Raw genomic sequence first — 9,993 nt, 5'->3', positions numbered from 1 at the left:
CAAAATAGCATGTAACTACCAGTAATCAGAAACGGAACGATGGAATGCGAGCAATTACAACTAAACAAAAGAAAGTGCCTGAAAGAGTTTCCTATGAAAAGCAATAAATTAGTTGCTTAACTTACTTATTCGATTATTGAATTAACTAACGTAATTAGTTAAAGTGAAAAAGCTATCGGCAAAATCCGATAGTCAAGGAATCTCACCCTGTTAAGAGTAACCCACTGGTGGAAATTTTCTGCCAGTGTGCCTGTTGTCGCCCTTTCAATGGCGGTTCAGGCAGGGGAGGCTTCGGTCTCGCCGGACGGTTACTCCCGGTAGTGAGATCCCTGTCTTGAATCGCCACCATCAATAATGAACAGAAGGGGAAGCAGGTATGACTCACACTCAGAAAGACTGGCACCCAGCCGATATTATTGCTGCATTACGTAAACGTGGTACAACTCTCGCTGCATTATCCCGTGAATCAGGGTTAAGCTCATCAACATTAGCTAATACACTCTCCCGTCCTTGGCCTAAAGGGGAAGTCCTCATTGCAACTCGTTTGGGCGTTGATCCTTCCGAAATTTGGCCGAGCCGATATTTTGATCATAATGGTCAGCTCATTAAGAGGCTGATGCGCAAGCGTATTTCAGAGTAATTGGAATTTTTTTCAAAAAAGAAACTTAATTGATTAAACCAACTTCCATATTCCCTGCACAGTCATATTTGTTTTATTACTGAGCAGTAAGGTGTTTGCTTACAGGAAGGTTATTTGATTGATGAAAATAACAACGCCTCGAAGTGCGCTAACACTATCGAGGCGTCTAACCACAATGTTAATCGGAGTAACACTATGGCTGACACACAGTCTAACCAAACTCGCCTTAAATTTACATTCCTAATTGGATCAGGCAATCAACGACTGATGGATATTTGCTCTATACACCTTATCACCCTTCAGGTGGTGAGTCATGAGTAAACGTTTTCTTTCATTGAAACAGGCGGAGTATCGTACACACTTAGCAACATCGGTATTCAGTTTTATTCTTGAAAAATCTCAGGATGAGTGCTCAATTGACGTAAATAATCTGATCTTGCTGGCACGTGATATTAATCAGGAAGTACAGAATGCACTTTTGAAACATGCGCCACAGCCCTTGATAGTCACGTTATTGGGGTATGTGGGGCGTACACCGAAGAAAGCGATGCCTTTAGATCAGGCTATGTATCGTGCAGGGCTGGCAATCTCTTTATTTCAGGTCATTATTGACCAAATAGATAGAGATTGTTCGGAAGAATTACGCGATTTGATTTCACTGGCCTGTGATTTCAATCAAGAAGTCTATCATGCGCTTTATGCGGCTGTTTATGAGGAATAACTTGTGATTAGGCGGCTTAATGCCGCCTTTTAGCCCACATTAATTGTAAATCCAAAATTATTCAATGATGGAATTCGATGGAGGGGGAAGAAATCCCAAAATTACCTTTTATGATCCCTTTATGGTTGCATGGTGTACCATTATTGGGTACTGTCTTCATATTGAAATCGAGACAGAATGAGGGGGAAGGATGGAACGTAAGTTGTTGCCCAGCAGAACGGCAGACATGTTTTCAAGCGTGGGTATGCAACGTTTGTAGGCGGCTGGCGTTCATTGAGTCATAGCCGCCCACAGACACAGACACAGAGCCAGCTAAAAGCGGAAATTCAAGAACTGGAACGCTAACTGATGATTGAAACTTTTAAGGATGGGGAAACCGGCACGTTGTGCCAGTTCTACAGGAATGGAGAACGTAGCAAGGCGATTCCTGCGCAAATCGAAAAACAGTTGCTACGCAAACTGGACATATTAGAAGCGGCATCAACAGAAAAGTCTTTGTTTTCGCCTCCGGGGAATAACTACGAACGACTAGAAGGTAATTTGAAAGGCTGGTCAAGTATTAGAGTTAGCATCCAGTGGCGATTAATTTTCCGGTGGCGTGATGGAGCCGCTTACGATGTTTATTTAGATCCTCACAAATATAGATAGGAGGAAACATGGATACGATCAAACGAGAGCCGACGACAGTAGGCGAAATGTTAACGGAGGAATTTTTAAAGCCTCTGAATATGAGCCAAGAGTTTTTTGGTCAGAAGCTGGGAATGTCCCGCAAAGTTATTAACCATATTTGCACCGACAAACGACGCCTTACATTCGATGAGGCGGTAAACATGGCTATTTTGTTAAATACTGATCCAGATTTTTGGATCAATGTACAAGCAGCGCATGATCGCTGGCAGGCAAGGCAGGAGATTAATAAACGTATTGATAACGGTGTTCAGCCTTTATTTAAGGCTGCGCATGTTTAAGAGGACGGCGGGGGTGAAATCCCCGCCGTGAGACAATAAAAATCGTAGGAAATTTTCGAATGTCACAGTTTGATCATAACAACTCACTTTCCCATATCATTAATCATCTTACGCTGGAAAAACACCTCGTTTACCAACACTCCGACCAATTGCCGCATATTGTCTTTGTTCTCACCAGTTTCAATACACCGGAAAGCCCATTCCGCCAGTTCAAATGACTGACCTTTATCATTCAACCGTTGCCGGATGTGTTCAGTAAATTCAGTTTCGGTGAAAGCTACTACATTCACGGGTTCTGACATTTTTATCTCCGCAGATATTCATCATTTCCGCAGCGTTTCCAATACCGTACTCCCATAATATTTATATCAATTTCTTTAAGTGGATCTTAGTAAAAATCTATTAAATATATATGGGAGCAAGGTAACTAAAACTAAGCCACAGTACTCACTTTTTTGTATTTTCTTTTCACTGTACGTTTTGGTCGAACTGGCGGAATATAGCCACCGAGCTTCTTCATCACTTCAATTTCAACTTCACGGTTTATGCAACCCACGCCACCAGAGAAACCACGGAATACCACCAGCATACTTCCGCCCGTATTCATCCGACTTTCTTTGAATCCAAGCGCCACGTCCGGCTCAAGGAATGCAATACGGCCACCGACGATCATGACTATCTCATTGGCACTCTGGCGAGTTTTGAGATACCACTTTGTATCGATGGATTGGGGGATCAACATGACCGTAGTCACTCCCTTACTTTGTTCACGAATCGCGGCGTCAATCCACGGTTCAATTTTGGAATAGGGCGGATTCAAAAATGCCTTTGTACCAGGCGCACCCCAACTGCATTTCAGGGCATCTTTTTCTACACCGATAAAGTGGGAAAATAAGGCATTGTCTTTGTTACAGGCTATATCTACATCAAATTTCAAAGACAGGATTGTCTCGGCGGCATCAACGCACCATTGAGGGGTTCGCCACAAATCTTTGAGGGATTTATCACGTTTTCTTTTCGCCGTTGTCGTCACTGTTACCATTTGTATTTGATTACCTATTTAAAACAATAATTTTATATCAAGCGATCTGATCTTCAAGCGTTGTTTTAAATATTCGGGAGTGGGGTCTATTTGAGCTTTTAAGACGTTTTCAGACATAAGCTAAGGAAACGTATTGCTGCTACCACAAAACGTTTCCCTGAGTAGTTCTGGCGCTATTTTGAATATTGCTCTTTATACAGCTTAACCAAAGGACTATCAGCTTTGAGTGTAACGTTTTTACCGATACGATCCGCAATCCCAAGCGCCGGAAAAACAGCCATAAACTGACCCGCTTGTGTGCCAGCAGTACCAACCGGATAAGGCCGAGTCGGGTTACTCATCATGTGAAGACGGAATACCTCAGAAGATGCTGTATTCTTCTTAATGAGACACTCGATGCCTAATTGTGTGTACACAGACAACTCATTACCTCGTAAAACCCACTGAGCAATGTTAAGCACCTTTTCTTTCGCTTTTTTCGGACACTTCTCTACGGCTGCCAACAGCGCATCTTTGCTAACACCGATCTTTTCACAATCTTCTTCGGTCAGAGCAGTTAATTCAAAATGAGGACGGCTGGAAGTTTTACGTTTACGCTTTTCTCTCTTTCCAGATTCGGCGAGTTTTTCAGTTTCAATCTCTTCTGAGGCGGTTGCCACAACAGGTTCTTCGGTAACAACTTCTGATTTAATTGGTTCAATTGCCGGTTTATCTGCCACATAAGTTTCTGACAAAGCCGCCATCGTTGCCTCAAGCTCATCAGTACCTTTATCAATAGTATCTAAACTAACAGGTTCCGGTGTGAAAATAACTGGCTCAGACTCAACCACTTTGACAGGTGACAACGTTGAAAGCTGATCACTATCTTTCTTAAAATCCAATGCACTCAATTCTGCGGCCAACTTTTCAAGCTCATTTAACCCACTCAGATCGTTATTTTTTGTCTCAACAGTTGGTTTGGATAACTCTCCACTATCCAAAGCGGCCAGCATAGCTTCTAAAGATAAATTGTCAGATTCGTTAACAGTCGTTGCGGTATTCATAGTCATTTACATTTTTCCTTTACATTTAAGTAAGTTCGTTTGGTGCAATGATTATGAATGACTTGGGTAGGCGAGAAAGGAGAAGTGATAGGTGAGTCAAAATATGGAAAGGCTGGAAATTCCAGCCCTTATTTTAAAAAAATTCCGCTAAATGAGCTTAATGATTTACGATGGTCTGCGATGTTTCGTTCTGATCGCCGTATAAAACGATCCCAGACGTGTCGATTTGATTTTCCAACTGACGAAGGTCATAAGCAGTTTGGAGACGTAACCAAAACTCAGGCGTGCTCCCCAATGCGGCAGCAATACGAATTGCTAATGGTGGAGTTAACGCAGTTTTACCGGCAAGCAAGCGCGATACAGTCGCAGGCGTTACCCCTATATTGAGCGCAAAGCGACGGCCACTAACACCCATATCAGCCAAATCTCTGGCGATAATCTCTCCTGGATGGGAAATTTTAAACTGTCTCATTAGTGGTAATCCTCTCGGCATCTTGCGCCAATACTCCTGAAGTCACGCCTTTTTCAAAAAATTGCTTCAATCCTTTGTGCTTGAAAGATTTAATCATTATTCCAACCATATTACACTCTGTGTAATAGTATATTTCAATGTTGCACGCCGTGCAATGTTTATGATAAATAGGGTTAGCTTAAATAGGAAAGTTTTGAACCTGAGCCAAGTGGAACTGTATTGGATTTAATTTGATCTTCGTTGGGTAACTGAAACAATCCATACTTATCACGGGCAGCAAAGAAGCAATCCATCATGAGTTGTGTATCATACAAAGCCCCGTGAGCCTTTTCCTCGTCATATTCAAACCCAAGAGCAAAAGCCAGCTCTCTCAGGTTAGGACGCTTACCGTCCTGCGTCGCCCATAAGCCGTGAAGCATGGTGTCCATCCAGATAAGATCCTGTCTTAACGTCAGACCATGTAATCCTAACTCATACTCAATGAATGGCTTATCGAAACCAAGACCATTATGCGCCACAACCGCAGTGGCATTGTTAAGTATCGAGGCTATGGCATGTGCTTTACTTTTAAATAACGGTTCTGCGACCAGATCCGACAATTTAACGCCGGTAATTTCCTGAGCCTTTGCAGATAGTTCACGCTGAGGATTGAAACGTAGTGCGATATCTTTAATAGCAGAACCCGTAAGCAAGTCACGGGCGCATAATGCAACTTCAAAGATACGATGCCCGTCAGCGTATTCCAGACCTGTTGTTTCAAGGTCAAGACCAACGACGGTATGCGTCATAGCTTTACAGCTCCATTTTTGGTGAATGTAATCGCTTTTGTGATCGCTGATTTCAACGCGGCCGGCTCATCATCTAAGACTTCTGACTTTTCCATCTTAGTACCGTCAGCTTTCACTATCATGTACGTAACTGTGCGGGAAAACATATCCAGTTTTAAAACAACCACTGCACCTTTATGAGCAAATACCATAGGAAACTGATCTGCTTTATCGTTTTTCTGAATCTCTGTTAACGCCGCATTCAGAACTTCACCAACATCACTGTTTACCAAACCTTGAACCGCATCAAATACCGCATAGATAGCCACTTTCGCTTCATTGCGAGTAATAAAACGTTTTTCCAGCTTGATTAGAATATTTTCGATTGATGCCAACGTCTTGCGATCAATCTCGTCACGCAGATCGATCAGCTCTTCTTCTGCATTAGGGCAATCATCGTGGTTCATTGCTTCATCTGACATTTGTAAAATCTCCATTATGTGGTCAGCATATTTTCAGCCAACCACATAGGTATTAAAGGATTAATGGAAGGTGCTGGTTTCGTACCCGTATGAATCGATATGTTTTTCGTAAACACCAATCAGTGAATCAACCCGCTTAGACAAATCTTGAATGTGGGAGGGTATTACCTGAAAGACGACGCCGGCAGTATTCGTAAACTCAGAAAAACGTCTCATTTCTCCCTCGATCAGACTTTCAATTTTGAGTCTGTAACCTAAATGAACAGAAGCTCTGTCCGTGCGTGTATCTGTCTGACCAGAAACAAAAGTACCTCTTGCCATCACGATATTGCTAAAATGCTTTTCGGTCGCTAAACGTAATTCTGAAATGATATCGGTAAGACCAAGCTCGATGTCATAACCCTCTTTCGTGTCAGTCGATATCGTCGGTGGTACATATGCCAGCGTATAAGCCATTACATCAATGGGGGTTCGGTCGGTGACAAAACTTTCTGTTGGATAGCTGGCAAACAACTCTTTGCATACTGTTTTCTGCATTCTGAAATATTCTGGCAGAGTCATTTCCGCCCGGCAGTCAAAACCGTTGCGCTTGAGAATATGCCGTACACCTGCGTCAAAGTAAGGAACGCCGGTTTGTTCAGAAAAAGTTTTGGCCAAGGTCGTTTTTCCCGACCCTTGAGCGCCACATAATCCAAGCCTAAATTGATGATTCATTCTTTTTGCTTCCAATACATCACATGATCAAATGCTGGTTCATTTTCTAACTCGTCGTAATAGTTCAACGTCATACGGCGGTTGAATGCGGCTTTAAGCTCATCCATCGGGAAAAAGGTGTCTGCATCGGGCGTGTCAGCTTCAATATGGGAGATAAAAGCGCGGTCAGCTATATCGATAAACTGACGATAAATCTCGGCGCCTCCGATGATATAAACGGAGTGCAACCGAGCCAGATCTTTCACTTCACTGATATCACGAATAATCGAAAAACCAGCCGGAACCCGATTAGGATTGCGTGATAGAACAAAGTTGAAGCGGTCTTTCAATGGTTTACCCAAACTTTCCGCAGTTTTGCGACCCATCACAACAATTTCACCAACCGTCTTATTCTTAAACAGTTTCAGATCGCGAGAACTGTGCCAGGGCAGGGCGTTATTCACGCCAATGCCGTTGCCACGTCCTACAGCCGCAATAAGGGAAATCACATAGCACCTCTTGAAATCGAATAGACCGTTGGCCGATGTGGATGATTGCGAAAATCGTGTTCGTCCTGACGCTCAGTACAAAGCACAGCAATGATCTGACCGCCGTTCTCGCGCAGATGTTCTTTAATCGCTTTCATTTTGAAATAACGACCCATCTCTTTCGGTTCAGGCAAATACAGATAGTCAAAGAAGACGCCTTGTTCTTTAAGCCAAGCTTCGGTTTGCTCCTTATACTCAGCAGGGCGGTCGTCAACAATCAGAATGTCACAGCCGGTGCGCTGAAATCCTTTAAGCATACGAACGGAGGCAATGATCGCATCGTCTCGCTCATGTCTTTCGTTGTATTCAATAAAACTGCCCTCTTTCATCAGATGAAGACGGTCTGAGTTGTCAGAAAGCACACCGTCTATTGTGCAAATAACTAAAGGTTGCATGTGAAATGTCCTTATTTTGCTACTGGGACTTTAATCCACGGATGAGATTGATAACCAAAGATACTGATCCCCTGCCAATTGAAGTCACTCAGCTCTTTCCATGACTCAGGGAACACAACGATAGGATCGTTTTCAGCAATATCTTCACGCTTCATATACGTATCAACGCCTTCTGCGTGATTGTTATACAAGTGAACATCAAAGCCGAAATGTGAGAAACCCGCCGCCATGTGATCGGTAATGTGGGCTAAAAAGTGCGTAATAATGCTATAACCAGCAATGTTAAAAGGCATACCGACAAAGGTATCAACGCTGCGCTGAACCATTCCGGTATTTAGAACGCGACGAGGGATGTTGTAATGGTCAAGCCATTTGTGCGTTAACCCGTCCATAAAGCAGTTGTAATCGTGATTGTTGCTCTCCATCACTGGCTTAATTGCCAGCGCGAAAGAGGCATACTTGGAATCGACGTTGTGATCGATATGATTTACGCCGATATTGAATGCCATCACGAGACGATTAACGGGATCTAATTCACGACTCCATGCGCCGAAAGCAAAGTGACAAGGAGGCAAAGCCATATCTTCCAATTCACCCACATTCCACGCTAACATGATGTTACGGCGGTTTTCAGGATCATTACGCAGATTGTCCACAATGCGTTGTAACTGATCGATTTCACGGGTGACAGCCAAACGTCCATCTGTCAGTTCGCCATCGACCACATAGCCTCTGTGCTTGATTTGCTCAAACTGTTCAGGAGTCACTACGCGAGTATCACGCCATTTACGCCATTGCTTCCCATAGACAGGCCCAAGGTCGCCATTTTCATTTGCCCACAGATCCCAAATCTTCACGCCATTTTCATTCAGGAAACGAACGTTTGTCAGCCCTCTGAAATACCACTCAAGTTCAACCAAAAGAGGATGCTGATTAACGGCTTTGCCTGAAATCATCGGCACAAGACCACCGTTTAAGTAGTAAAAGCTCGGAATAAAAGAGATGCCAGATGTACCGACACCAGTTCTCTCAGAGCTTGAAGGAAAACCGTTGACGACAATATCCGCTACGATATCGCGGTATGACTCGTCATTAATCAAAGACAGGTTGTTTTTTGGTGATTTTTTTTCAGTCATTTTTATTTGCTATAGATATGTATTTACTTACTATATTTTATATAAGTTAGTTAGGCAGTAAACAAAAAAAAGCACACTCTAAAAGTGTGCTTACAATCGGCTATCGATATTACCGGAACGACAGCAAAATTAGTTCAATTCAAAATAAATAAGGCGACACAAATATAGTATGTATTCGCTTACTTATCAATAATTTTATGCTAATTCTGTGCATTGTTTTAAGAATGGTGTTAAATCAACCGGTGTGTAACTCGGTGATTTCAAAATCTTGCCGTCAGAAATACGATAACCGATCACCCCATCACGAGAAGTACAGGTACGAAATGCCAAATCATCAGCGTCATACTTACAGTTCTCAACTTGTTCTCTGCGAATCGTTGCGTCACTCGACCAGAGTTTAGACATGTTAGATTCATGAATTGTAGCCGTCAGTTCAGCAAGATCTACACCTGAAATACTTAACAGGAAATTGAATAAGTGCAGAGCATCTGCGATAGCCGCCGGAAACAGAACCAAATCCTCTATGGCCGTTACTACATTCCCTCTATCCATATTATCAGCCAATAATTCCAACTGATCGGCGATATAAATTGAGTGCTCGAATGCTGACTTCATATCATCCATAAAGCCAGATGAGAGGTTATGTTGCGTATTTTTTGTCAATGATTCTTTCTTGTAATCAAATGCAAGCGCGTGGCTTAAAGATCCGCCTAACATAACCAGAGTACCGGTCAGAACGTAAACGGTATCACCGGCAGCGTCCAGTATTTCAATGCTATCATTTTCGTTAATCGCCTTAACACCCTCTTTGGCTTCTTCACGGATCAAATTGGCGCGTAGGTGGAACATATCAGCAGTGACCTCGTTACTTTCAATGGGATGCTCAAACACCTGATGAAACTCTTTAACCATATCGTAAAAGCTACTGATATACTCAGAATTTCTAATCGGCTGTTTTTCAGTTGGGTTTAGCTTCATGGTTGCGCTTGTTTTCTTCATTATATTATTTCCAAAAATAAAATATTTTTATTATTTACTAATTGATATAGATAATAAATAAACGACAACTCCCGTCACTCATTTATC

At 42.6% G+C, this 9,993-nt stretch carries 16 protein-coding genes; 4 read left to right on the top strand and 12 right to left on the bottom strand.

Features of this window, described 5'->3' with window-relative positions; translation table 11 throughout:
* Positions 1-202: 202 nt before the first annotated feature.
* Entirely contained in the window at positions 203-385 is a 183-nt protein-coding gene (locus tag PSI15_RS10225; RefSeq protein ID WP_273583449.1) for a hypothetical protein, read from the bottom strand.
* On the opposite strand from PSI15_RS10225, the gene PSI15_RS10220 reads away from it, so the two are divergent.
* The 4 genes from PSI15_RS10220 (at position 377) to PSI15_RS10205 (ending at position 2,329) form a co-directional block, all read left to right on the top strand.
* Positions 377-640 (top strand): helix-turn-helix domain-containing protein, encoded by a 264-nt coding sequence (locus PSI15_RS10220; RefSeq protein WP_273583448.1) that lies wholly within the window; start codon positions 377-379, stop codon positions 638-640. The genes PSI15_RS10225 and PSI15_RS10220 overlap by 9 nt on opposite strands.
* 313 nt (positions 641-953) lie before the next feature.
* Positions 954-1,361, top strand: a complete 408-nt coding sequence (locus PSI15_RS10215; protein ID WP_273583447.1) for a hypothetical protein — start codon at positions 954-956, stop codon at positions 1,359-1,361.
* A 348-nt stretch (positions 1,362-1,709) separates the two neighbouring features.
* The gene (locus tag PSI15_RS10210; protein WP_273583446.1) at positions 1,710-2,009 is read left to right on the top strand and encodes a type II toxin-antitoxin system RelE/ParE family toxin; all 300 of its coding nucleotides are present in this window, start codon (positions 1,710-1,712) and stop codon (positions 2,007-2,009) included.
* A gap of 8 nt (positions 2,010-2,017) precedes the next feature.
* Positions 2,018-2,329, top strand: a complete 312-nt coding sequence (locus PSI15_RS10205; protein WP_273583445.1) for a HigA family addiction module antitoxin — start codon at positions 2,018-2,020, stop codon at positions 2,327-2,329.
* A gap of 83 nt (positions 2,330-2,412) precedes the next feature.
* Here the strand turns inward: PSI15_RS10205 and PSI15_RS10200 are convergent, their stop codons facing one another.
* From PSI15_RS10200 to PSI15_RS10150, 11 genes are all read right to left on the bottom strand, one after another.
* The gene (locus PSI15_RS10200; protein WP_273583444.1) at positions 2,413-2,631 is read right to left on the bottom strand and encodes a hypothetical protein; all 219 of its coding nucleotides are present in this window, start codon (positions 2,629-2,631) and stop codon (positions 2,413-2,415) included.
* A gap of 131 nt (positions 2,632-2,762) precedes the next feature.
* A complete protein-coding gene (locus tag PSI15_RS10195; protein ID WP_273583443.1) occupies positions 2,763-3,371 on the bottom strand; it encodes a phage N-6-adenine-methyltransferase in 609 nt (202 codons plus the stop codon).
* A 173-nt stretch (positions 3,372-3,544) separates the two neighbouring features.
* The gene (locus PSI15_RS10190; RefSeq protein ID WP_273583442.1) at positions 3,545-4,420 is read right to left on the bottom strand and encodes a hypothetical protein; all 876 of its coding nucleotides are present in this window, start codon (positions 4,418-4,420) and stop codon (positions 3,545-3,547) included.
* Positions 4,421-4,571: 151 nt separating this feature from the next.
* Positions 4,572-4,886 carry a HigA family addiction module antitoxin gene (locus PSI15_RS10185; protein WP_273583441.1) on the bottom strand — a complete coding sequence of 105 codons (315 nt, stop codon included), beginning with the start codon at positions 4,884-4,886 and terminating at the stop codon, positions 4,572-4,574.
* Positions 4,887-5,059: 173 nt separating this feature from the next.
* Positions 5,060-5,674 carry a 3'-5' exonuclease gene (locus tag PSI15_RS10180; RefSeq protein ID WP_273583440.1) on the bottom strand — a complete coding sequence of 205 codons (615 nt, stop codon included), beginning with the start codon at positions 5,672-5,674 and terminating at the stop codon, positions 5,060-5,062.
* Positions 5,671-6,135: a hypothetical protein gene (locus PSI15_RS10175; protein ID WP_273583439.1), complete on the bottom strand. Its 465-nt coding sequence runs from the start codon at positions 6,133-6,135 to the stop codon at positions 5,671-5,673. Before PSI15_RS10175 ends, PSI15_RS10180 begins: the two co-directional genes overlap by 4 nt.
* 60 nt (positions 6,136-6,195) lie before the next feature.
* Positions 6,196-6,849 (bottom strand): AAA family ATPase, encoded by a 654-nt coding sequence (locus PSI15_RS10170; protein WP_273583438.1) that lies wholly within the window; start codon positions 6,847-6,849, stop codon positions 6,196-6,198.
* The gene (locus PSI15_RS10165) at positions 6,846-7,337 is read right to left on the bottom strand and encodes a dihydrofolate reductase (RefSeq protein WP_273583437.1); all 492 of its coding nucleotides are present in this window, start codon (positions 7,335-7,337) and stop codon (positions 6,846-6,848) included. Before PSI15_RS10165 ends, PSI15_RS10170 begins: the two co-directional genes overlap by 4 nt.
* Positions 7,334-7,771, bottom strand: coding sequence for a hypothetical protein (locus tag PSI15_RS10160; RefSeq protein ID WP_273583436.1), 438 nt, complete (start codon positions 7,769-7,771; stop codon positions 7,334-7,336). Before PSI15_RS10160 ends, PSI15_RS10165 begins: the two co-directional genes overlap by 4 nt.
* Before the next feature lie 11 nt (positions 7,772-7,782).
* A complete protein-coding gene (locus PSI15_RS10155; RefSeq protein WP_273583435.1) occupies positions 7,783-8,907 on the bottom strand; it encodes a thymidylate synthase in 1,125 nt (374 codons plus the stop codon).
* A 195-nt stretch (positions 8,908-9,102) separates the two neighbouring features.
* The gene (locus PSI15_RS10150; protein WP_273583434.1) at positions 9,103-9,906 is read right to left on the bottom strand and encodes a nucleoside triphosphate pyrophosphohydrolase family protein; all 804 of its coding nucleotides are present in this window, start codon (positions 9,904-9,906) and stop codon (positions 9,103-9,105) included.
* Positions 9,907-9,993: the final 87 nt, after the last annotated feature.

The sequence above is a fragment of the Xenorhabdus sp. PR6a genome, assembly GCF_028599065.1.
GTDB classification, from domain to species: domain Bacteria; phylum Pseudomonadota; class Gammaproteobacteria; order Enterobacterales; family Enterobacteriaceae; genus Xenorhabdus; species Xenorhabdus doucetiae.
The sequence above is the reverse complement of the archived record's forward strand: the minus strand, read 5'-3'. Positions and strand labels throughout refer to the sequence as shown.